The organism is Bacillus yunxiaonensis (assembly GCF_037104695.1).
GTDB lineage: Bacteria > Bacillota > Bacilli > Bacillales > Bacillaceae_G > Bacillus_A > Bacillus_A yunxiaonensis.
The window spans coordinates 115,111-137,250 of sequence record NZ_JBAWSV010000001.1 but is presented as its reverse complement, the minus strand read 5'-3'; the positions used below and the strand labels follow the sequence as shown (position 1 = coordinate 137,250).

The following is a 22,140-nucleotide window of genomic DNA, read 5'->3' as shown; positions in this document are numbered from 1 at the left end:
TTATTAAGACAGCGGTTGTCTCAAAATGATTGAAAACTCGTTTTGAGTACAACCTTTTTCATTTTATAAAATTAATCTAGGTTTACTAATTAGCTGAAATGTTATAAATAAAAAAGAGAAAGAAATTGATAAACACTCAATTGTTTAATGACAACTAATTGTGTTACTACGAAACCCCAGCAAATCACAAATTTACACTTCTATTTTTTCACATTGTGACAACTATTAATGTTACTAGAATTTCAACATTCAATAGAATTGTTTTCTGATAGTTACAACTATCAATGTTACCAATAAAAATGCTTACGCTTGCTTTATATGTATTAATGTATATGGTATACAAATACACTTTGTATCTAGAGCACCCTTAATGTCTAGATAAGAGCATTGTATCTATTGGTTTGGAATAAAGTTTGATTAAAATAGAACCGTAAACGCTGGATTTATAATAGAAAAAAACTCACATTTTGAAAAAAGATTGTTCAAAATGCAAGTTCAATTTGTTATTAGATGATTATTTTTTATAAAGTGAAACTTCCATCAGTTCCTTAATATAAGGATTTATATAACTTCGGAGAACTCCATCCTTCTAATTATATAATGTATTAGTAATTTGAATAACACTCATTTTCTAAAAGCTTTCATCATCCCTTTCTGGCGTCTTTAACTGCTTGTTCTCATCCCCCCATTGACATGGACTATTTGACCAGTGACGTAACTCGAATCATCACTGGCTAAATACATAGGCTGTGGCAAGTTCATACGGCTGACCGGCTCCTTCATTGGTGTCCCATACCCAAAACTCATCATTTCTTCAGCAGGAAAACTTGAAGGTATGATTGGTGTCCAAATTGGCCCCGGCGAAACACCGTTTACACGAATTCCATCATACACTAAGTCGAGGGCAAGTGATCGGGTAAATGTAATAACGGCTCCCTTTGATGTAGCGTAATCAAGATTTCCCTGCTGTCCTTCATATGCGGATGCTGATCCCGGATTTATAATCGAACTACCTTGTTTTGAATAAGATAAAGCGGCCTTCGTTAAATAAAAAAAAGAAAAAACATTGGATTGAAAAACTCGTAGAAGTTGCTCACCGGTAATTTCCGTTATTCGTTCTTTCGGGAAAGATTCCGCACAGTTATTTGCAATAATATCCATTTTACCAAACGCATATAAGGTTTGCTGGACCACTTGATGGCTTGTTTTTTCTTGTCCTAAATCTTCAACAATGGCAAGGCAACGTTGCCCTAGTTACTCAACACACTGTTTCGTTTCTAATGCATCAATATGCTCATTTAAATATGCAATAACAACATTTGCCCCTTCCTTAGCAAATGCATACGCAACTGCTCTTCCAATCCAACTATCTCCCCCTGAAATAATTGCTACTTTCCCCTGTAATTTGCCTGTTGTTCGATAGGTACCGATTTCTGAAATAGGTCTTGGCGCCATTAAGCATTCAAACCCTTGAAAGGATTTATCTACCGTAGAAATCATGTACATATTAATTTTAAATTATCCAAATTAAGTGTTCATCAATATATCACTTATTAAGCAGATAGTATACATGATTTCATTTCTCTACATAATAGGTTGTTTTCTATTGAAATATGTACACTTTATCTCCATTATTTTGTACATATATCTCTTGGTCAGATTAAGAATATTTAAAGTAATTATCCATCGGTCTAACTTTAAATGATTAAAACATGTTTAGATGTTTTAATAGCATTCTCTGATATGCTTGTTCAACATTTCTGATAAATGTCTTTCTTGTTGATAGTAACAAAAACGCAGCAATCAAAGGAAAGCTGCGTTTTAATTTTACTGTTTTATTTCTGTAGAAAGTAATTTTCTAAAATCTCTTCTATATTATCGAATTCCCAATATGGTATAACAAGAAGAGGGATGCCTTTGGAAATACAATATTGCTTTTTAATTGTATCCCTTATAAGTAAATCCTCAAATGTTTCAACTCCCCCAAAGAAGTCTACAGGGGCATAGTGTTGTCCACCTTGATATTCAATTAAACAAATCAGGTTTTCGTTTATAAAGACCGCAAAATCAAATGGCATCTTCCGTTTATATCTACAATCTTCAAATTTATATTGTGGTTTAAACGAAATACTTTTATTGTTTAGCCAATCCAAAATTCTTTTCTCTCCCTTGGATTGGCTACATTTCGGACATCTACTTCCACGCAGAAAATTGCTAGGGGTCGCAGGATATTGGAACGATCCTCCATCTAAACATTTATGATGTTTTAATAAAATTGAAGAATTCGCGCCGGTATATTCGCCTTCGACGGTATACTCTTCCCCGACCAAATCATACACTTCCTGTTTAAATTGCTCAATTGTCTTTCTTGTTTGTTCAGCTGTACGAAGAGGGGCGCACTTTGGACATCTTTGCCCTTTTAAAAAATTACTAGGAAAAGGAGTATATTCGTGTGTTCTTCCATCCAAGCATGTATTGTGTCTCATAGAAACGGTTTCTTTTGAGCCTTTGTAAGTTTCTAACACTGTATATTCATCCCCTACAAGTTCCCGAACCTCTTGTACAAATTCTTCATGTGTTTTAAGAAAGTTCCCAAAACACTTTGGGCAACGCTGCCCATATATGAAGTTTGCCGGTTGCATTGGAAACTCATTAGTTCCTCCGTCCAGACATTTGTTATGCTTCATTAAGATAGGGACATGAGATGAAACATAATCCCCTACGACACTATATTCGTCGCCTACTAATTTAAATATTTCCACTTTGAATTCAGCAAGTGTTTTTCTTAGTTTGTTAGCAGCTTTTATTACACCACACTTAGGACAGCGAATTCCCCTTAAAAAACTATCTGGAGTAACAGGATACTCGTGCTCTCCTCCATCTAAACAATATTTATGTAACATTGTAATGTACTCGCGAGAGTTAATGTATTCACTTACTACCTGATACTCATCACCTACTAAATCAAATACCTCTTGTTTAAACTGTTCTATTGTTTTTAAAAAGCTTCCAAAACATTTTGGACAACGGGTTCCACCAAAAAGGAAGTTTCCAGGTCTTACAGGAAAATCATGAGTTCCTCCATCCCAGCAATATACATGCTTCATTTGAACTTCTTTTTTATTTCCTTGATACTCACTTAGTACAATGTACTCCTCTCCAACCAAGTCATACACATCTTTTTTAAATTCTTCATCTGTCTTCATAGGAGTTCCATAACATTTTGGGCACCTAGATCCTGATAAAAACGCATTTGGTTTTATTGGATATTCATGAGTTCCCCCGTCTAAACAAGTAATATGCCTAATGAGTATCGGGATATGAGCTGTGATATATTCTCCTAACACCTCATACTCTCCGTTACCCTTTTCTAAAACCTCCTGTTTAAATTGCTCTGTTATTTTTTTATGAGTACCAAAACATTTAGGACATCGAGTACCATTTAAAAAATTTGATGGTCTTACAGGGTATTCATACGAGCCTCCGTCTAAACAATTATTATGTTTCATCATAATGTCTGTCCGGTTATTTTTATATTCTCCTAACACGGTATATTCATCTTTTATTAATTCTTGGACTTCTCTTTTAAACATTTCTGTTGTTTTTTTTCGGACATGGACAGGTTTTGGTTGTTGCTTTTTACATTTAGGACAACGTTTTCCTTTTAAAAAACTTATAGGTTCCATCGGAAATGCATGAGAAGAGCCATCTATGCACTGATTGTGAATAAATTGAACAGGTTTCCAAGAATTAAAATACTCATCCAAAAGAGTATACTCTTCCCCTACCAATTCATAAATTTCATTTTTAAATGCATCAGCACTTTTTCGGAATTTATCCCCCACCTTTACCCTTGCGCATTTAGGGCAACGTCTTCCTTTTAAAAAATTACTCGGTGTCACAGGGTATTTATATGTTGTTCCGTCCAAACACTTGTTGTGTTTCATCTGTATAGATTCTCTGGCTGTAACATATTCACTTAAAACTGTATATTCTTCTCCTGTTAGTTCATAGACTTCCTTTTTAAATTGTTCTGTTGTTTTTTTAGGCACTGGACATCCTCTCCTCTTTTTGTGTTTTATCTATTTTTCGTTCGTTCATCAATCTTGAACGCCTCCACTATTAAACAAACAGATATAAATTATCCTTTTCCCAACTTTTTGTTCTCTTCAGTTTTTCAACTAACCTTTTTGCCATCTCCTTTTTTTGCTTTTGGTTTATTATAAATGAATCTTTCTTTTAAATAATCTTTCAGTTTTATAAAAAAGTTTAATCAAAACTCATTTCGACTTCTTTAATTTAAGAGATAAAGCATCTCATTTTTTTATACACGTCGTAACTTTATTCAAAACTTCGCGTCTTTTTTTCAAACATCGTGACTCAATTTCAAATTCATAATAATATTTCACATGAAGTTCCTCTAGATTTAATGCATTACATTTCTGAGCTAGTAACTTTAACATTATAAGTTTTTTATAAAATATGTTTAAATCTGAGTTTAAAAATATTTTAATATGGAAAAAAATATTTATAAGTTCTTTTTAGGAGGTTACCAAAATGTCTATCATATGTGCTAATGTAAAAATCTCAGGGATTAGACCACTTTTATTCAACAGATTTAATGAAGATGCAATACCTATCACACGCCAAGAAAAAAGTGGGGTTCCAGGAAATAATCCAGAAGAATGGAAAAAGACTTTTCAAATTACTACAGACAGACAGCTTTACCTAGATCCTATTTATATTTTCTCTTGTTTACGTGCCGGTGGAAAGTTTATATCTAAAGGAAGAGGTACATTAGAGCCAGATATAGCCTCAACTCTGCAAGTATTAGATACTAAGATACTGATTAACCGGTTTTTACCCCCTATCACAGAGGTTACAAGGAATGAAAAAGATAATGTCTATATTGATGTAAGACCTGTATCAAGAAGGGGTGTAAAGAACATACGTTATCGTCTAGCTGTTTCACCTGGTTGGGAAACAGAATTTCATATTGTTTGGGAAGGCACTATAATTAACCGTGAGCAAATGCGGGCAGTCTGTCAAGATGCTGGAGCTTTTGCAGGGCTGGGAGATGCAAGAAAAGTTGGATTCGGGAGATTTGAGGTAACTGAATTCAATATCATTCAAGGTAAAGTCTATGCCTAAGAAAAGACCTCCCATAGAAACTTGGAGAGTAACTATTAGACCTTTGGTATGGAACAGAGATGGAGAAAAATGTGTACGCTGCGAGAAGACAGTTTTGCTAACTGAATGTCATATAGACCATATCATAAGTGGATTAAGGGGTAACAATAAAATTAATAACTTACGTACATTATGTAGGAGATGCCACGTCTTGCGTGCAGACCATTTTCACAGAGGAATGATTGCAAAATCTTTAAAAGACGGAATCATCACAGCGGATTGGCGTCAACACGTATGGGAAGAAGAACAATAAAACCATTAAAGTACAGAGTTAGTGTGATTAAGATATGATTTGATAGGACTAAAATTAATCAACTTTCATCAGCTTAGATTTATAAGTAAGCTGATGAATTATAACTGTTGAAACAGAGATATCTGTACAATAGGAGATGACCTCCCTATTGCTGATGAAATAGGTCAATAATAAGGTTTGGTATGACATCTTCCGGCTAGGTTCGGATCGGTGCGGTTCGGTATGGTATGGTTTTATCTAATTTAATATAGTATTGTTATCATTCTTTAATAACTACCTTGTCCTCTTTATTTTTCCTTGTATATTTTCTTCTTAATATTTACTATAATTCTTATGTTGTCCTGTTGTTGAATTGAAATAAAGTTTATTAAAAACAACCTAAAAGTGCTGGTTTTAATACAAAGAAAACAAAATCCTTTTGAACAAAGATTAATCAAAATTAGTTCGTTAAGTCTATTAATAAACTATCTTTTTATAAAAAAGTTTATTAAAAACAAATTTCTAAATCTTTATAAATCAAAGGTTTAGCCCAAAATATTGTGTCGTTTTTATCAAACTTTATTTTAAATCTACAAATTTCGCGGATTTAAGAGGAAGCGCTCTTAATTGAGTGCTTTTAATTCATGACTCTTAGTAAGTTTATTGATTCATTCATTTGAGGACCATATTGTAGTCGTTCTTTTTGATAGCACTCATATTGATTTATTAGTGTATTAAATTTTATCTCTTCTAATGGTTGTTTGTTTAATCGAGCATCACAAATCATAGCTAGAATATCTTTTAGTGTAGTTACTTCCAACCTAAATGGTTCGATGTAATTCATAAATATCTCAGCTATGCGTTGTTCTTCTTCATTTCCCATTAAAACAGCTGCGCTGATTTCTATGTTTGTTTTGTTAATATCATTGATAATAGCTAAACACATGTCATGTAATAACTCATAATTAGGTAATTTAGGTTTTCTAAATATTTTAGAGAAAAAACCTTGTTTTGGAATGTGAAAAAATTGATTATGTACATCTATACTGTCTGTCAATAGTGAGTTAAGAACTTCAGCTGTCTTGTATAATCTCCTTGTTTGAGACATATTTCTCTCTCCCTCGAAAGTGTAATCACTTAACATCATAACAGAGTAAATGTTCTTTTCTTGTCATATCGTGTCGATGTTGGGAGATAAAAATGTCATTTTATTAAGGTGAAAGGTGGATTTTACCTTTTTGTATTATTGATGGATCAGCATTATATTTGAGTTACAGCTTCGTTATTCATTTTCACTCTTGCTCCGTTTTGTAACGGGGCCTTTTTATTATGGAGAACGAATATAAATAATCCAAAGCATAAGAATAGAGTTATAATATTCTATAAATGTATATATTTTCGAGGGGGAACAGCTAAATGAATAAAGTTTTTGAATTCAAAGGTGCAGGGAAAACTATTGTAACAATTGATGGCAATTTCATTCGTGTAAAAAGAAAAGGAGCACTTAACTTTTTTAATCATGGATTAGATGGCGAAAAAACTATAGATGTTAACAACTTAACTGGCGTACAAATGAAAGCAGCTGGATTTACAAGTGGGTACATACAATTTATATTCCCTGGAAGTAAGGAAAGTAAAGGTGGTGTATTTGCTGCAACACAAGATGAAAATACAGTTATGTTTGTAAAAAAAGAACAACATATGGCAGAAGAAATAAAAAAATACATAGAAAACTTTTTAGCTAATAAAAGTAACCCTCAAGTTGCAGCAACAACTAGTGGAGCCGACGAAATAATAAAATATAAGGAATTGATGGATCAAGGAATTATTACAGAAGAAGAGTTCCAAGCGAAGAAAAAACAATTGTTAGGAATATAAAGAGGTCCTTCTGACAAACGAGGATATTATACTCTAACCAAATTTCAACCAAAAAAAGTCGAATTCCTGTACGCTAAGGAATCGACTTTTTAATTTGAATAAGTACTCTATATCGAGTGCTTATTTCATTCCTGTTTGTCCTTTTCCAGATACACGTTTAACTCCATCTTTTGCTTTGATAAAACAAATGCACTTGCAAGTGCATTTTATTCTAAATTCTACATGGGTGTTTTTTACGTTTTATTTACCTAAATTATTAATAGCGTAATCGGCTTCTTCTTGTGTAAATTTTTCACCGTTTTCAGAAGTCAGTTGGTCCCTTATCGCTTCTGGTGACATACTCATTGTTTTCTGATAACTTTTTGCTTTTTTCAAGGCATTTTCATTAAAATTGGCTTTCATATTGGCAATTGCGTACTGTGCTTCATCTTCAGCAAATTTTTCACCGTTTTCAGAAACAAGCTGATCATGAATTCCCTGTTTTGACATGTTCATTGTTTTTGCATAAGATTCAGCTTTTTTCAAAGCATTTGCTTTCCAATCAAATTCAAGATTATTCATTGCATAATTAGCAGCTTCTGCGGAAAACTTTTCACCATGTTCAGAAACAAGCTGATCATGAATTCCTTGTTTTGACATGTTCATTGTTTTTGCATAAGATTCAGCTTTTTTCAAAGCGGACTTATATTCTACAGGAACGTTATCCTTTGCCTTTGTTTCTTCTTTCTTTGGTTCCTCTTTTTTCGGTTGCTCTTGCTTAGTTTCTTGTTTTGGCGTTGTAGAAGTAGTTTTAGCTTCTTCTTTTTTATCTCCACTATTTCCGCCAGCTGCTGCAACGACGATAATCACAACGATAACCCAGAACCACCATTTTTTGTAGAATGGTTTCTTCATAATTGGTTTCCTCCAATATGTAAAATGTAAGATTTTCGAGACAATCATATCAGATAGAAATGAAAATTAATGTCGTATAATGTCGAAAGTCAAAAAGAAAAAAGACAGTCTCATTGACTGCCACTTGGGTAGTATACGGGTGCTTGTTTTGCAAGATCCCTTATTTCATCTTTAAGTTCTTTTCTTTCCCAACTACTAGTTGTATTTCTTAATTGGTCTGCTTTTTGAGAAACTTCTTGGTTCCATTCACTTTCCCTATAATCAGTTTGGTCAATAACAGATGGTTCTTTTCCTATAAACGAACCGATGTAAAAAGTTAGTGCAGCCATAGATGAAAGTATAAGTAATTTTTTTCTAGTCTTCATAACGAGCCCTCCGTTTATGAATATTTTACCACAAAGAAAATGAGCTTTTCTGTCATACTTTTTCTTATCCTTTCTAATGATTTGAACGTTGAAACGGAGTTTTGGTAACTTAGAAAAATAAATTGGATAAATTTTCAAAAAATAGTGTGCGAGTAGAACCGACCTAGATATAATAATAAATAGAGAGATAAATAAACTCTCAGAACTCGGTAACTAATCGTAATTGAATAGAAGAAAAAGAAATAGCTTGGTTAAGTAAAATACAAGGTGTTGTTCCTAACGGTTCAACACCTTTTTTGGTTTTGGTACCGTTGGTGTGAATGCTCATGTCACCGTTATTACATGGTGTTTTTAGTTTTTTTCCAAAAAGGTAGGTGGTACTGCCAAGGTAGAGATGTATTCCGGAAGTTGAATATAGTTACTGCATCTTCATCATACTGTCAAGCTTCTAGCATCATCATCTACATGCTTCTACTGTTGCTTCATCTACTACATCTGTTGATACTTCGATCTAATCGAACGATTGACTGACAACATCTACTGACGATGCTTACTCATGTTGATGTACCTACTATCATACATACCTACATACGTACGTATATGATAACTATATCTTCACTATACGGGGTACTGACGGCAAAACACGGATTTTATACGCTAAGAATATGCAAGATTCCATGCAAGCTACAAGAACGGTTTGAACTGTCAAATGCTGTTGTGACAGGAATGTATAAAAGCCTGCATACAGTGGAGGGAACAGAAGGCTGGCAAACTCTTGGTATGAATGGATTTCTGGGATTTGATTACTGCTGATAATGATACGTTATGTTAACCGAGCATGTATAGAGGATTCAGTACTGTTTTAGTACTAACCATAAATTTAATATAGTAAAATGGAAATATAAGGAATCTACAAAAAATATGTAGGAGGATTCGATGAGACAAATAAAGTTCCTGTTTGTTTTAATAATGCTTATATTAGGAGGTTGTTCTAGTGATAAGTCCTTTATCCTTAAAGGTGAAAGCAAAAATTGGAAGGGGACATACAACGGTTATGTATATGATGAAAATAATGAGAAAAGTGAACTTACTCTAACTTATAAAGGGGACCCTTCAAAAGTTAAGGATAATGTTAAGTATAACTATGAAACTGGTAATGGTGGAGGAAACGGAAATGTTCCACTAACTCAAAAATCCATTAAAATTAAAAAGACATGTGGAGGTTGTGCTACGACTGATAAAAATGATGTAGTAACAATTACTGTAAGTTGGAACGATAAAACAGAAACCCTTAAACTACAATCTAAAAAATAAATTCCGCTAACGGAATTTATGTAAACGTAATTACCCCTATCTTCTAAATAGGAGTAATTATGTTCTTTAAATCAGAAAAGTCAGAAAATTCTTTACATTGAGAGCGCTTTCCTGTATGATAATAATGGGTTGGATGGCACGAGTGGCTATCAGGGTATCTGGCGTAGGTGGGGCCGATACTATGGACAGGGTAGAAATATTATTTTTTACTATTATGAAACTATATATATTATAAAAAAGAGTGAAAAAGGAACTGACTCATAAGATCATGAGTCAGTTCCTTTTTCGTTTTGCTACCGATAAGTGGGGTTATGTTAACTTGATGGGCATGTATGGTAACCCCCAATAGCAATTATCGTACATGCTGCCGTGTTCTGGGTGACATCTTGTTTGTTGTTAATGAAAATAAGTAAAGAAGATAGACTAGTAAACAAGCTGTTTTCTACTTTTAAACATAGAATATAATGAATTCTATTTTAATATGAGGGGGGAACTTATATTCATGAGAGATTTTGATGTTCGTCGTTGTAGATGTGATCGTGACTTCGATCGTGACTTCGATCGTGACTTCAATCGTGACTTCGATCGTGACTTCGATCGTGGCTTCAATCGTGACTTCGATCGTGACTTCGATCGTGACTTCGATCGTGACTTCAATCGTGACTTCGATCGTGACTTCGATCGTGACTTCAATCGTGACTTCGATCGTGACTTCGATCGTGACTTCAATCGTGACTTCGATCGTGACTTCGATCGTGACTTCAATCGTGACTTCAATCGTGACTTCAATCGTGACTTCAATCGTGACTTCAATCGTGACTTGAGATTCTTTATATAATAAAGAAATTATTAGCGAATGCCGTCGCAGACGTAACCGTGATCTTGACTTCGATCGCGATGACTGTTGGGATTGGTAAATCCCTTTGGAAGAGTGCTTTGAGAAAAAGCACTTTTTTTGTTCAAGAATTTTCTGGTCTTATTTGTTAAGGGAAGATAAGAATAAATAAAAAAGAGAGCCGAAGCCCTCTTTTGGAATCAGAATCGGTTAATTAAGAACAAATTGGAATTCCTAATGCTATTAAAGTCAATGCTACTTCAAGAGAAACCTCAAGTCTAGCAACTTCGATTCCAGCTACTGAGAGAACTAAAAAAGGTTGGCCATTTACGAATAGAATACAGCTTGTCATGTATACGCCTCTTTTCTAGTAATCTACTACAGTATATGAATTCATTTTAAATACACAATAGTTAAATATTCAGATTTAACATAGTTGATAAATTAAACCTATGCTAACAAAACAAACGAAAATAAGCGTCATTCCATAAGTTCAATAAAATTAACGATTTGAATGTATACTTTTGCCGGTGTTTTCTTCGAAATACGGAAAAACATCGGAAACTCAATATTTAAAGGGATTTGAATGTAAACTAATATTGAAAAGTTTACTTTCAATCAGAAAAGGTTAGCTTCTTTAATATAGCTTTACTTGAACCATAGATCTCACACCTAAAAACAAGGAATAAATCACCCTAACATCTTACTATAGGTTTTTGGTTTTTATCTTTTTTATATAAAAAAATTTTTCTTTAATTTTAAAAGAAGATCTTATCTTTCAAAAAAAGAAAAAACAAACATAGCTATTACTAAATAAGTAAAATATGAATTAATTTTGGAGGTGATTATTACATGGGTTCAAAAGAAACACCAAAAGAAAAAAGAGAACGCTTAAGACAAAATGAATTGAAAAATAATCCTACAGGTTCTTTGAATGAGGGATTAAAAAAAGCGGAAAATGGTAATTTAGTAGATTTATCTGGTGGTATGGGTTGGAAAGGTACAGGTTTATTAATTTTAGTGTTAGTTTTAGGATTTATTATATACAATTTTATTTTTCGTTAAGAGGGAACAGTTCGTTAGTACTTAAAAAATTTTTTTATTAAGTAGAATACTAAAAATTACCTATCATTAACTTTACTTACTTTATTTGTTAATATAGAACCAAACCAAAGGAGAGTGATTCATATTAAAAAAATATTGAAAATTATGATTTCTGCCTTTGCTTTGTTTCTTTTTGGATTTTTGTCAACGGGGACAAGTTATGCTAGTACTGATTTCTCCATACCAAAATGGCATTTTTGTATAATGGTAATAAAGTTGTTTAATTTCACTCTTAGAAATATAGTAACGATCTATCTATTGCGTTGATAGATGGTTATTAAAGATGTTTAAAAAGTGAATTTTTCTTTCATTCTATAATTTTTTAAGAATGATAAAGTTGTTTAATTTTCGCTGAGGAATCCTCGTTTTAGGATTCCTGTGATTGATCGATGTATATAATCGTTCATTCTAAGATTCATCTTCTATCAATTTTAAAAATCTGCGGTTCCATATATTTTCATAAAAATCAATCGTCTCTTTTGCAGACATAAATGGATTATTCAAAGTGGAGGTTGCTTTCTGTACCATGAAGTTTTCGTATCCTAATCCATGAGCAAATTTAATCGTAGCATCCATACAGTATTCTGTTTGGGCGCCGCAAAATTCAATACGATGTACAGCTAATTGGTCTAAAAGATTTTTCAAGTTCGTTTTGTAAAAAGAATTTGCATGTATTTTTCTTACAAAAAAATCTTGTTCTTGAACATCTAGATTGGCATTAATAGCCCAAAGTTCTTCTTCAGGTACTAATTCTTCATCACAGTGTTGAACAAAAATGATTGGTTTATGTAATTCTCTATATAAAGAGATTCTATTATTTACTTTAGTGAGTAAATTTTGTAAATCAAATAAATGATCTCCGCTGTAGCATACACCATTTTGTAAATCGATGACGATTAAAACATCTGCACAAGTCTCCATTATTTTTACCTCTTTCATTTTGCAATATGTTAATACTTATTGTTTACCAACTAGTTTAGAAGTACCATCTTTATAGTCAATCTCTACACCATCTTGCACGTTGTAACAGAATACATTAAAATCTAAGTGGTCATTATTAACCGTTTTCGCTTTCATTTGTACACCTCTCGCGACTAACTCGTCACCGATAAATACTGGTTTTACTTCGTTAAAGTACATAACTTCCTTTTTCAACCTCTTTATCTACCATGTTTTCATACTTTAACATACTATGTCGGTTGAAATCTTTTGTACCAGTCATTAAATTCTTGGGGTTGTCGTTTTGACCAGTTAGTTGATATCCAATTAAATGACTTCTATCAAACAATGTACTACCATCACTTAATTTCTTTTGATGCCAACCAGTAGGTTTTGTGTTCAATCTCTCGTCTCGTTTTTCTTTGGGTTGAATTTCTTTACCAATTAGTGCTGTTGCTACTCCAACTCTGTTCTTACTATCTAAGTTAGAGAACTCTTGCCATGTAGGATTTGTATTCTTCAACTGTACTTTATCTAATTGATCTTGTGTAAAATCAGCTTTATTTCCGTTTACTTCTACTACTTTTTGACCTTTGTAGTTCTTTGCAATGTCCTCTATGTTATAAGACTGTTGTTGGTGGCCGTTAGAAGTCTTATTTTGAGTCTGATTAGATTCTTGTTTTTTTTGACTCTGTTCTGCTACTTTTACCGTATTGGTTTCTTTACTAGCTTGTTGGTTTTCACAACCAGTACCTAAACCTAATAATGCTGTTGTTAACGCTAATGTAGATAATAGTCTTTTACTTAACATGCTATAACCTCTTTACTTATTAGTCTTCAAAAACTGTTCTTGGGGTCACCATACATATCCATCAACTTAAGAACTTTATAACACCCCCAAAACAAAAAAATGTACATTTTTTTGTTTTGGGGTATTTGCTTTTCTTAGCTTGATGGTGATGTGACTCTACCCTTAAAGGGGTAAAACGGTGCAACTTTATTTCAAATCTACAACAGTTCCAATACGGACTTCAGGCTTAATAATACTTTCTCTCTATTCTTTTTTCGTAAAATTCCGCCAATCTTTCTTGTAATTTAGCGATTGGACCAAGAATATTAAAGCCAAATAAACCAGACATCGGTAAAATTACAGTGGCAAATAGGAGGATTATACCCTTGAATATAGAAGGAATATTGAAATTCTGTATAAAAGGAGCAATGTATAATAAATAGGCAATAAATAAAAGTGGCAATGATACAATAAACATCACAGAATATTTCGCTCTTGCATTAGCTAGATTCAAAATATTCTTCTTTCTTTCTTCGAGAGTCATAGCCATTTCTTCCTTTTTTGCATTAAGTTCTTCCTGTAATAACATAATTTCTAAATCTTTTTCTTTTTTCACTTCTAATAATGCCTTTTCCTCGCCTTGTTTAATCTCTTTTAAAATCTCTTGAACGGTCCCAATAGTAACTGCGTCCTCTTCACCTAATGTCTTTTCAACCAACAGTTCCTTTGCACCTTGAGTGTATCTGAGAATGGCTAGATCTTGATAAGTTATATCTCCCGTTTTTTCATATATATTTAAAGTTTCAATATATCTTTCCCATAAATGCTCCTTAGGTGCTACAGCTGCATAACAATCAGCCATCAACCTCTTACTTGGGAGATTCGGAGCTTTACTTGGGTTTTTTAGCCAAACTAAATTAGTAATAACAGAGTCGTGTAATACTGGGGGAATTAATTTAGGAAGTTCTTCATTAAAGAAAAATTCATGTACACTTTGTGCAAAATTATAGTTAGTAGTTACAAAAAATGCTCGACTGTCCTCAATATGAAATGATTTTTTCCCTCTTCTTAATCGCATAATTGCAGATGTTGATTGCACATCTTTTGCAAGTGCATTTTCCCTTAAATACTTTACTCGTGAACTAAGAAAAGTTGTTAGTTCTTCTTCAGAAATAACAAACTCATGTTTATCAAAAGGAGGTTCTTCAATAATCTTGATTTTTAGATTTCCCTGAATTTCCTCATCAATATTATAGATAATTCTCTCTACATCACTTGAACTATAACCCTTTCCCAAAAAATTACTAATCGTACCATGGATATCAGCATGGGATGCAGTAAGATTATTTTTACACCACTCTAAAATCCCAATGATTTCATCTACATTATGTCTGAAACATTGCAATATAGCTTTTGACTCTTTTAACATTAATAACAATTCAGAACATGGTTCTTTCCTTGCCTCACCTGAAAATCCTAATGCATATATAATAAATGAAGTATCAAAATAGACCTCTGTACCCTTAAAGTACATCCCTAACACATCAGGCTCTGTATAATATATTGCATTAACAAGCATATTGCCTTTAACAACTTCTATTAAATAATCATATAAGATAGAATAATCAGACCTTATTTTTTTTATATAACTAGATACTATTATTAAATCTTTTTGCGTGGTATCTAGTTTCTCTTTTACACTTGTTTTTCTTATCGATTCTGCTAAAATTGATATTTGATTTGAATCAATAAAATTCCCCAAGGCCTTTTCTGCCCATAAATTATCAACATCTAGGTTATATTGTTGTTTAGTAAATAGAACTAAATCGTTGATTAACCTTTCATGTTTCTCCAATATTTTAATCCTATTTTCTTCAAAATGTGTTTCATTTAACTTTTCATAATTAGGCTTAAAAGAACGTTTTTCATATTTCAAATAACCATTGGGTCTTAATCTTTTTTTCAGTATTGTATTAATTACGTTTATAGGGAGGTCTAGTTGAAACATGGTCTTTAGCCTATCTTTCACATCATTCGCAGATATTGTTTCTACATTTGCTCTTCTTAATACTTCTTTCACAAATGGAACAAAATTATCATAATAATCTTTATTATGTCCATCATTTACAGTTAAAATAGCATATGTAAGTAATTGTTTTTGATTCATATTTCCTCCTTATACAATACTATTAATCCATGCAAAAAAATTAGTATAATTTAACAAAGATATTTTACCATATATCTACCACTCACTTAGACTTCAACTGGTAATTTTGAGAAAAAATAAATTATTTATGTAGTTATTTCTTCAAATTTCCTTTTCTCTACACTAACTTAACTAATAAGGTTCTTGCCCTATGTCGAACATTTTTATAGCTATTTCTTGCTTTTATAATTGTCACACCTTGATGCTCAAGATTTTGTAATGAACTGATTGTCCAAGTGCCACTATCATTCACAAGATACATGAGTAAATAGTTATAAATAAGATTCTAGTCATAAATAGGATATGCCGATAAAATTAACATCGATAATGATTTATTTTCACGACCAACTTCTAAAATATTAAACTGCCTCCCATTAGTCATATATACTTCGGCAATCACATAATGTCATCTCATAATACCATCACTTAATTTTGTAAACTTTCGTTCCTCTAACCCACCGGATAGCATATCGATAACCACTCGAATCACTTGTACTTGTGGATGCTATCTACACTTTATACATCCAAAATACTTAATACAGCTACTTTACTGTTATTTGTTTCCTCTCACTTAAAACAGTACTTATTTTGATGCTCTTGCATAACTTTTTCACAGGAACTTCATATAAGTGTAGTACCTAAACTCTTTGAAATTAAACATTCTATTATTTAGATAATCATATCTAATCTTTTAAAGCGGTGCAACTAAAAAAATGATCCAACTTTATTTAAAAAGACGTATCTTTTTTATAAACATTACGACTTAATTTCAAATCTACAGCTCTTTTTTGGTTAGCTTATCAACGCTTTTAATACTAGATTAATTAAATATTATTCTAAAACGACACAATGAGATTTACGGAAAGATTTTAAGACATAGACCACAAAAAAGAACTTATAAGTTCTTTTTAAGCTAATTTAATCATCTTAACTTTATATTTATCCTTCTCTAATCTGATAGAGAGGTGATACATATGTCTGACTTTCTGAAAAGTGTAGGCGGAAATGTGCGTTTATTACGCAAAAAACAAGGTCTTACACAAGAAGAATTGGCTGAACGGACCGGGTTACAAGAAAGCTACATTGGTAGTATAGAGCGCGGTGAGAGGAATATATCATTACTTAGCCTCGAAAAAGTTGCTATTGGTCTAGGTGTTTCACCAAAGACGCTACTTAACTTTCGTGGCGTTGATTCTCTAGACACTATTGAACAAAATGAGCTTGTTAAAGCAATTGATACATTATTGTCTGATAAAGAAAGCTCAGAACTAAAATTTATTCTTAATTTTCTTCACGACTTATCTATATTCGTTGATAGCAAAGAATTTAAATCTTAAACACATTATTACACCTAATACAAAGGCGATTAAACATCGCCTTTATCATTCATCATTTCCTTCATATTAAAGTTTATAGGATTTGTATACATATTCACTTGATAATGTATTTCTTTCCATATTTCTTCAGACATTCTTTTCAGATTAAGAAACCCTGCCTTTAACCTGATTTGATATGGTGACATCAACTTCCCCTCTCTGAAAATCTCACTAGCTGCCCATTGAATACGGCGTATTTGAAACTTTTCTACTGTTTCAACAACATTCTCTAAATATGCCCTTGAATACGGTAGTTTATCTATGTGATTTCGAAGAGAGTATCTATGGCCTGTACTCTTCTCTAGTCTAGTTTGGGTGATTCGAATAGGCTTCTTTTGAGAACGTAATTCCTTTACTTCTTTCTGTAAATCTTGCAGAATTTCTTTGTCCCTCTCATTCCATGAAGTCTTTCTTTTTGAAACCCTTTTAACCTTTTGCGGTGCTGGTCGATTAGCATACAACCATTCTTTATTATGGATTTTTAGCCAATCATATAGAGCCGGATTACGTTTTCTTAGTTGTGTCATACTATCATTAGGATATAATTCTCTAAGACTTACAAATGCCTCTGTTCGTTCCAGCATAAGTGCGTCCTGACGCTGCTTCTTCACCTCTTCAAGATTATACGATTTTAGATGCGCACTTATAGTTACACGATGCACACCTAATCTATCTCCAATTTCTTGTAATGTTTTTCCATTAGCCCTTTCTTCTAATACCTTTTCCTTCCATAAAACTCCATACTCTCTTACATTGTTATACTTATATAAATTATATTTATCATCCCTCTCGGATAAGCGGGTATATACAAAGCCACATTCACAGTAGAATACACCGATAGTACACTTTCTCCTGCTGCAATACTCTAATTCTACATGAGAGATTATATCCTCTCCATAATGTATAGCGGCCTTATTTAAACAGGGATACAGACCCTTTCCAAACGGATTTTCTAATTCTATCTCTCGTTTCATATCATAGATATCCTGACCAATAAATTGTAATAAAAGTAAGTGCCTTAGTGGATGAGATGTATAATTTTTTCGAGTAAGTATTAATTTTAGCCATGTGTCTGTCTGATTAGGTAAATGACTCTGTAATAGTAATAAACCGTGTTGACCATAGAATTCTATTATGTCTTCTCTGAGCAATTGTTGACGGTATATTCCTTCGGTAGTTACGTATCCTTTATCCCTCAAAAAAACCTTATACCGTTCCCGCAAACCATCTCGTTCATAAAATATGTTAGAATTTAACAACACTGCACTTTGTTTGGCTAAATTTATTAAGTTATCATATAACCTTTCACTACAACCTGCAATGACTGGACTACCCTTACAAACATCTAATGATGCTGTTATATATTTCACTCTTGATATTCCTTTATATTCTACCCTACTTTTATGTAGCGATATTTCATGTTTTGGACATATAAACACACTTGGAAGCTGGTGTAGCACTCTCCAATAAGATTCACCATGAATAACCATATCTTCCTTTAAGCACTCTGGACAAAAGCGTAGATGGCTAGGTGGCTGAATAAAAGAAGCGCTACTACCGATTAATGACATAACCGATGAGCCGCTTTTTGTACCTTGCAGCATCATTTTGTACGCATTATGCTGAATATCTTTATTAGTAAATGCTACGTAGTATGGGTAAGAGGTATGTTTATAAACCCAGTCTTCAATGGGCTTCATTTCAAAATGAAGTGCTCTTTTATAAACAGAAAGAAGTGAAGTCGGTAGGTCTATACTAATATTTTTATTTACGCCTTTAGAACCAAATAAAGCCTGCATAGTGTTCGTTGTACTCAGATGTCCAGTTCGTACATGATATCGAGCAAAGGCACTATATAGAGCTTCCCCTTCGTACATATTAGGAAAAAACGTAAACATAATCTCTCCTTATATATATTTACAAATTTATTTCTTAAATTATAATAAAAGCCGGGTTAAAATGTTCACCCTGGACTAATAAGAATGTCCATAGGGCTGAATCTCTTAAGGTACATAGCTCTTTTAAAACAGGTCACTATTCAGCTTTTTTTAGAATTTAGGACAAAGAATTGTTTACTTTATTTAAATATAAAATTTAACGTTAACTTAGTTTACATAGACCAGTCCTCAAAAGGTTTTTTTATCCAGCTAGCGAGATTTAAAGACTCGTAGGCAGCTTGCTTATTATCACGTCCCTTATTTACAATATCAAGTAGCATTACGTCTTTTATTTTTTTCTTCCCCCGTCTTAACTTGGGCTTCTCCGCTGGCTGTAGTTCCTTTATCGCTTTCTGTACTAGCTGTATAGAATCAAAGTGTGGGTTCTGTTTCATTATCTTGTCAACTTTGTGCATTGCTTTATCTTCATCAAAACCAAGATGTACCAAGGAAGAAACCGCTTTTTCTAAATCTCTAATTTCTTTTTCTTTTATGCGCTTCTGTTCCGACAAAGAATTAATTCTTTGTTTCATATCAAATTTTAGTCTGTATTTTTCTAGATACATATCAATGTCTATTGGAGTAATGTCTTCATATTTAGCCAAATCTATTTCTGATCCATCACGCAAAGCTTTTAACATAGGCTTAACTAGCTTTAAATCTTCATCAGCCGTTTGATAGATAAGGTCTGGAGTAATTAGCTCTGTACCGTCATAAATAGCCCTAGCTTGAGCTAAAACAAAAAGTTTCACTGCGATATCCACTATTCCTTGACTCGCATCATAGAGTACCTGACTCATTTCTTCTGAAAGAGATGTCTTGTTCTTTACCCATTGATATTTCCACATCTGCTCCATCAGCATTGTCCATTCTATGTCATATTCCATAGGTGTCCAAACCATATCTCCATGTCCACCAGCTCTTCGTGCTTGTCGAAAATCATTCTGAAAGATTTTTCTAGCTTTCATTGTTCCAATCATAATAACTGGTATACCAATTTCATTAGAGAGCGTAACAAAGAAGTTTAACATATCCTGCGCTCCCCCACGTTTTGCTAAAATATGTTGTATCTCGTCTATAATAAGCACTCCAATATGATGAGTACGCGCTATCATAGCTACTTGCAGCACCATCGTACTTATATTTCCACGCTTTCCAAACTTTACAGCATAATTCGTTCCTACTAGCTCATCAATTTTTATAAAAAAGTCTAAGCACAATGTTTTTAAGGATCCATCATTGGGACAGTCAACTTTCACCCAAACTATTTGTATGGCGTTTATAGGACTCTTGTGTAAAATTAAACGTGGGTATAAGTCTAACACTCGTTGAATACCACTTGATTTACCTACGCCAGGAAAACCTATAATTGCAAAACTTGACGATGTTGAACGTGAATCTTTTATATTAGTAAGCCCCTTATTGTTAACCAGATTGTTATAGCACTCATTTATTAAGCGCACATTTTGAGGGTTATTTGGATTTCTAGATATATAACCGTCGCGAATAAAACGCGAGAAACGACTTTGTAATTCTAGATGGCGTACAACGGGTTGAAAAAACTGGAAAACTGTTGTTATAGCATGAAATCTTTCAGCTTTAGTTAATTGCTGAACATTCTCATCCATAGGTGGCTCATGAATCATAAGATCAAAGGCTTCCTCATCCTCCAAGATTGGGGGAAGCGCCTCAATCAAAGGGTTGCCTTGATATTTCGTGAGATTCTGCTTATAATAATAAGCTTTTTGAGCCTCTTTACCGTTTTCCAATATTATACTTTCGTATTTTATACTTTTATCAGTCATGACTACTCCTTTTTCCTCCTTCTAAACATCTCCTCTAAACTTCCTTTTCGAGCCTCAGTATACCGAACCGGAGCAGTACTAGTTGGAGGAACTTGTTTGCCCTTTGAATTTTCAAAATTGCCTGCAGCCTTCTCTAAAGCGCGATTCATTCGAATATTTTTAGTTTTATCATTATCTTTAGATTGCTTTATTTCTGTTTTCTTTGCTTCTTGTGTTACAGATTCAATCTCTGCAATAAAATTAATTTTTTCTTGCAATTGCTCATGTTCCTTTTGCCTTACTCGCTTCCTTTCCTGCTCCCATAGGTTCTCTATTTCTTCTAACCATCTATCTCTATAAATGTTATCCTTTTCTAATAATTCGCATTTTTCGATTTTCTCTTCCCCCACCATGATAATATAGATGTGGTTTAAGTTTCTCGGATTATATGCAATTTGAACCTTCCAGTTACCTTTAATGGCAGCTTTAGAAAACCATTGCTCAGTAATAGCTGTATTGCAAGTATAATGCATTTTTTTAAATTTAATACCTAGTTGTGTTACTGTTGCCTGCGCACGCGGTAATAGACAAAAACGTACAAATTCCTGGGGAAAAGAACGCAGTTTACCTGACCGGTTTTTAATTCCCCATTGCCATAATTCTGTAGGAATTGGAGATACATCTTGTTCAATCATTTCCTTATTCCGTTTGTATTCTTTCATATACCTACTATTATGGTGTAGAATAAAATATATAATGATTTTTGTATACTGTTCAACTGTTAAAGCTGCTTGTTTTCGAGGATCCTTTGCTCCCCGCTCCTGAAAATCTGTTTCTATATAGCCTGGTAAAAATGGTTTTAACGCTGCATCTAAACTAGCGAATGAACGCTCTATTGTTCCCTTCATATCAGCCCTGTAACTAGCAGTGTGATCAACTGAAACATTTATTCCTTCAATAAACGATGTTGCACCTTTGTATAAAGCTTCTCCCCGATCAGCTAAAAAACGTTCTGGCACGTGAGCAGAAGGCCATTTCCCCTCTGTAATCTCAATACTATATTCCTTACAAAATTCAATTTTGTTTTGAGTAGTATTCATAATAGCCATCATAACACCGTTCCAAGAAGGATGGTCAAGTCCTACATGCATTCCTACTATTAACCGAGAATATACATCAATTACTAAGTAAATGATAGGACGCCCTACTCCCCAACCTTTATTAAACCTAGAAACTAAATAAACATTACCAACCGTCGCATCTATTTCAAATCTTGCTCCTGGTCCCATTACCTCA

At 33.2% G+C, this 22,140-nt stretch carries 20 protein-coding genes and 2 pseudogenes; 8 read left to right on the top strand and 14 right to left on the bottom strand.

The genetic code is table 11. The features are described 5' to 3' along the window. Positions 1–663: 663 nt before the first annotated feature. The 3 genes and pseudogenes from WAX78_RS00735 to WAX78_RS00725 all read right to left on the bottom strand — a co-directional run. A pseudogene (locus tag WAX78_RS00735) lies at positions 664–1,236 on the bottom strand (SDR family oxidoreductase); the annotation flags it as partial. A gap of 18 nt (positions 1,237–1,254) precedes the next feature. Further along, entirely contained in the window at positions 1,255–1,506 is a 252-nt protein-coding gene (locus WAX78_RS00730) for a Rossmann-fold NAD(P)-binding domain-containing protein (RefSeq protein ID WP_336480413.1), read from the bottom strand. Positions 1,507–1,835: 329 nt separating this feature from the next. Further along, positions 1,836–4,052: a PDDEXK family nuclease gene (locus tag WAX78_RS00725; RefSeq protein WP_336480412.1), complete on the bottom strand. Its 2,217-nt coding sequence runs from the start codon at positions 4,050–4,052 to the stop codon at positions 1,836–1,838. Between the two features lie 505 nt (positions 4,053–4,557). Between WAX78_RS00725 and WAX78_RS00720 the strand changes: the two genes are divergently transcribed. Beyond that, positions 4,558–5,151 carry a hypothetical protein gene (locus WAX78_RS00720; protein WP_336480411.1) on the top strand — a complete coding sequence of 198 codons (594 nt, stop codon included), beginning with the start codon at positions 4,558–4,560 and terminating at the stop codon, positions 5,149–5,151. After that, positions 5,144–5,329: pseudogene (locus tag WAX78_RS00715) on the top strand (HNH endonuclease); the annotation flags it as partial. The gene WAX78_RS00720 and the pseudogene WAX78_RS00715, both read left to right, overlap by 8 nt. 730 nt (positions 5,330–6,059) lie before the next feature. On the opposite strand, the gene WAX78_RS00710 reads toward WAX78_RS00715, so the two are convergent. Then, positions 6,060–6,530, bottom strand: a complete 471-nt coding sequence (locus WAX78_RS00710; RefSeq protein ID WP_336480410.1) for a hypothetical protein — start codon at positions 6,528–6,530, stop codon at positions 6,060–6,062. Positions 6,531–6,838: 308 nt separating this feature from the next. Here WAX78_RS00710 and WAX78_RS00705 point away from each other — a divergent pair, with 308 nt between their 5' ends. Continuing rightward, entirely contained in the window at positions 6,839–7,300 is a 462-nt protein-coding gene (locus tag WAX78_RS00705; RefSeq protein ID WP_336480409.1) for a DUF4429 domain-containing protein, read from the top strand. Positions 7,301–7,540: 240 nt separating this feature from the next. Here the strand turns inward: WAX78_RS00705 and WAX78_RS00700 are convergent, their stop codons facing one another. Together WAX78_RS00700 and WAX78_RS00695 are read right to left on the bottom strand one after the other, a co-directional pair. Next, a complete protein-coding gene (locus WAX78_RS00700; protein ID WP_336480408.1) occupies positions 7,541–8,194 on the bottom strand; it encodes an Ltp family lipoprotein in 654 nt (217 codons plus the stop codon). 110 nt (positions 8,195–8,304) lie between these two features. Next, positions 8,305–8,559, bottom strand: coding sequence for a hypothetical protein (locus WAX78_RS00695; RefSeq protein ID WP_336480407.1), 255 nt, complete (start codon positions 8,557–8,559; stop codon positions 8,305–8,307). 600 nt (positions 8,560–9,159) lie between these two features. Here WAX78_RS00695 and WAX78_RS00690 point away from each other — a divergent pair. From WAX78_RS00690 to WAX78_RS00680, 3 genes are all read left to right on the top strand, one after another. Continuing rightward, on the top strand, positions 9,160–9,372 hold the full coding sequence (locus tag WAX78_RS00690; RefSeq protein WP_336480406.1) for a hypothetical protein: 213 nt from the start codon (positions 9,160–9,162) through the stop codon (positions 9,370–9,372). Positions 9,373–9,495: 123 nt separating this feature from the next. After that, positions 9,496–9,873, top strand: a complete 378-nt coding sequence (locus WAX78_RS00685) for a hypothetical protein (RefSeq protein ID WP_336480405.1) — start codon at positions 9,496–9,498, stop codon at positions 9,871–9,873. A 481-nt stretch (positions 9,874–10,354) separates the two neighbouring features. Beyond that, positions 10,355–10,711, top strand: a complete 357-nt coding sequence (locus tag WAX78_RS00680; protein WP_336480404.1) for a hypothetical protein — start codon at positions 10,355–10,357, stop codon at positions 10,709–10,711. Between the two features lie 211 nt (positions 10,712–10,922). Here WAX78_RS00680 and WAX78_RS00675 read toward each other — a convergent pair whose 3' ends face one another. After that, positions 10,923–11,060, bottom strand: coding sequence for a DUF3956 family protein (locus WAX78_RS00675; RefSeq protein WP_336480403.1), 138 nt, complete (start codon positions 11,058–11,060; stop codon positions 10,923–10,925). Between the two features lie 500 nt (positions 11,061–11,560). Between WAX78_RS00675 and WAX78_RS00670 the strand changes: the two genes are divergently transcribed. Further along, positions 11,561–11,773, top strand: coding sequence for a DUF6366 family protein (locus WAX78_RS00670; RefSeq protein WP_336480402.1), 213 nt, complete (start codon positions 11,561–11,563; stop codon positions 11,771–11,773). Positions 11,774–12,220: 447 nt separating this feature from the next. On the opposite strand, the gene WAX78_RS00665 is transcribed toward WAX78_RS00670, so the two are convergent. From WAX78_RS00665 to WAX78_RS00650, 4 genes are all read right to left on the bottom strand, one after another. After that, positions 12,221–12,733 (bottom strand): cysteine hydrolase family protein, encoded by a 513-nt coding sequence (locus WAX78_RS00665; protein WP_336480401.1) that lies wholly within the window; start codon positions 12,731–12,733, stop codon positions 12,221–12,223. A 36-nt stretch (positions 12,734–12,769) separates the two neighbouring features. After that, a complete protein-coding gene (locus tag WAX78_RS00660) occupies positions 12,770–12,967 on the bottom strand; it encodes a hypothetical protein (RefSeq protein WP_336480400.1) in 198 nt (65 codons plus the stop codon). Further along, positions 12,942–13,562: a DNA/RNA non-specific endonuclease gene (locus WAX78_RS00655; protein WP_336480399.1), complete on the bottom strand. Its 621-nt coding sequence runs from the start codon at positions 13,560–13,562 to the stop codon at positions 12,942–12,944. The genes WAX78_RS00660 and WAX78_RS00655 overlap by 26 nt, the downstream gene beginning before the upstream one ends. 226 nt (positions 13,563–13,788) lie before the next feature. Further along, positions 13,789–15,708, bottom strand: a complete 1,920-nt coding sequence (locus WAX78_RS00650) for a hypothetical protein (protein ID WP_336480398.1) — start codon at positions 15,706–15,708, stop codon at positions 13,789–13,791. A 1,013-nt stretch (positions 15,709–16,721) separates the two neighbouring features. On the opposite strand from WAX78_RS00650, the gene WAX78_RS00645 reads away from it, so the two are divergent. Then, complete coding sequence (locus WAX78_RS00645; RefSeq protein WP_336480397.1) at positions 16,722–17,084, top strand: helix-turn-helix domain-containing protein; 363 nt, start codon at positions 16,722–16,724, stop codon at positions 17,082–17,084. Between the two features lie 29 nt (positions 17,085–17,113). Here WAX78_RS00645 and WAX78_RS00640 read toward each other — a convergent pair whose 3' ends face one another. The 3 genes from WAX78_RS00640 to WAX78_RS00630 form a co-directional block, all read right to left on the bottom strand. Continuing rightward, on the bottom strand, positions 17,114–19,021 hold the full coding sequence (locus WAX78_RS00640; protein ID WP_336480396.1) for a TnsD family Tn7-like transposition protein: 1,908 nt from the start codon (positions 19,019–19,021) through the stop codon (positions 17,114–17,116). Between the two features lie 212 nt (positions 19,022–19,233). After that, positions 19,234–20,865, bottom strand: coding sequence for an ATP-binding protein (locus WAX78_RS00635; protein ID WP_336480395.1), 1,632 nt, complete (start codon positions 20,863–20,865; stop codon positions 19,234–19,236). Positions 20,866–20,867: 2 nt separating this feature from the next. Then, the gene (locus tag WAX78_RS00630; RefSeq protein ID WP_336480394.1) at positions 20,868–22,133 is read right to left on the bottom strand and encodes a Mu transposase C-terminal domain-containing protein; all 1,266 of its coding nucleotides are present in this window, start codon (positions 22,131–22,133) and stop codon (positions 20,868–20,870) included. Positions 22,134–22,140: the final 7 nt, after the last annotated feature.

Bases quoted from the DNA above. Each gene is read 5' to 3' on its own strand.
- WAX78_RS00730 (WP_336480413.1), bottom strand. From the start codon at position 1,506: ATGTACATGATTTCTACGGTAGATAAATCCTTTCAAGGGTTTGAATGC.
- WAX78_RS00720 (WP_336480411.1), top strand. From the start codon at position 4,558: ATGTCTATCATATGTGCTAATGTAAAAATCTCAGGGATTAGACCACTT.
- WAX78_RS00710 (WP_336480410.1), bottom strand. From the start codon at position 6,530: ATGTCTCAAACAAGGAGATTATACAAGACAGCTGAAGTTCTTAACTCA.
- WAX78_RS00705 (WP_336480409.1), top strand. From the start codon at position 6,839: ATGAATAAAGTTTTTGAATTCAAAGGTGCAGGGAAAACTATTGTAACA.
- WAX78_RS00700 (WP_336480408.1), bottom strand. From the start codon at position 8,194: ATGAAGAAACCATTCTACAAAAAATGGTGGTTCTGGGTTATCGTTGTG.
- WAX78_RS00695 (WP_336480407.1), bottom strand. From the start codon at position 8,559: ATGAAGACTAGAAAAAAATTACTTATACTTTCATCTATGGCTGCACTA.
- WAX78_RS00690 (WP_336480406.1), top strand. From the start codon at position 9,160: ATGATAACTATATCTTCACTATACGGGGTACTGACGGCAAAACACGGA.
- WAX78_RS00685 (WP_336480405.1), top strand. From the start codon at position 9,496: ATGAGACAAATAAAGTTCCTGTTTGTTTTAATAATGCTTATATTAGGA.
- WAX78_RS00680 (WP_336480404.1), top strand. From the start codon at position 10,355: ATGAGGGGGGAACTTATATTCATGAGAGATTTTGATGTTCGTCGTTGT.
- WAX78_RS00675 (WP_336480403.1), bottom strand. From the start codon at position 11,060: ATGACAAGCTGTATTCTATTCGTAAATGGCCAACCTTTTTTAGTTCTC.
- WAX78_RS00670 (WP_336480402.1), top strand. From the start codon at position 11,561: ATGGGTTCAAAAGAAACACCAAAAGAAAAAAGAGAACGCTTAAGACAA.
- WAX78_RS00665 (WP_336480401.1), bottom strand. From the start codon at position 12,733: ATGGAGACTTGTGCAGATGTTTTAATCGTCATCGATTTACAAAATGGT.
- WAX78_RS00655 (WP_336480399.1), bottom strand. From the start codon at position 13,562: ATGTTAAGTAAAAGACTATTATCTACATTAGCGTTAACAACAGCATTA.
- WAX78_RS00650 (WP_336480398.1), bottom strand. From the start codon at position 15,708: ATGAATCAAAAACAATTACTTACATATGCTATTTTAACTGTAAATGAT.
- WAX78_RS00645 (WP_336480397.1), top strand. From the start codon at position 16,722: ATGTCTGACTTTCTGAAAAGTGTAGGCGGAAATGTGCGTTTATTACGC.
- WAX78_RS00640 (WP_336480396.1), bottom strand. From the start codon at position 19,021: ATGTTTACGTTTTTTCCTAATATGTACGAAGGGGAAGCTCTATATAGT.
- WAX78_RS00635 (WP_336480395.1), bottom strand. From the start codon at position 20,865: ATGACTGATAAAAGTATAAAATACGAAAGTATAATATTGGAAAACGGT.
- WAX78_RS00630 (WP_336480394.1), bottom strand. From the start codon at position 22,133: ATGGGACCAGGAGCAAGATTTGAAATAGATGCGACGGTTGGTAATGTT.